At 69.4% G+C, this 271-nt stretch carries 1 protein-coding gene; it reads right to left on the bottom strand.

Features of this window, described 5'->3' with window-relative positions; genetic code table 11:
* Nucleotides 1–167 precede the first annotated feature (167 nt).
* The gene (locus HWE04_RS24645; RefSeq protein WP_446719261.1) at nt 168–263 is read right to left on the bottom strand and encodes a DUF1731 domain-containing protein; all 96 of its coding nucleotides are present in this window, start codon (nt 261–263) and stop codon (nt 168–170) included.
* Nucleotides 264–271: the final 8 nt, after the last annotated feature.

Here is a 271-nt window from a genome sequence, read left to right as displayed (position 1 = left end):
CTCCTCAGCCCGCCCCGCAGCCCTCGCCGCCCACAGACACGCGCACGACCGAGCAGCAGATCGCCGACCTCGATCGCGAGATCGAGGAGTGGCGTCTGCGTGCGGAGATCGAGAAGCGCAGGCGAGAGTCCGACGGCGACGGATCCCCGTCGCTCTGACAGACGTCTCTAGGCGACGACCGGCACCTCGAAGGACTCGCGCACTGCCGCGTCGAGCTCGGGGTAGGCGAACGCGAACCCTGCATCCGCGAGCTTCTCGGGCAGAACCCAGC

Origin of the sequence: Herbaspirillum sp. C7C2 (genome assembly GCF_022627865.1) — a bacterium.
Lineage (GTDB): Bacteria > Pseudomonadota > Gammaproteobacteria > Burkholderiales > Burkholderiaceae_D > Herbaspirillum > Herbaspirillum frisingense.
This window is presented reverse-complemented; position numbering and strand designations above follow the sequence as displayed.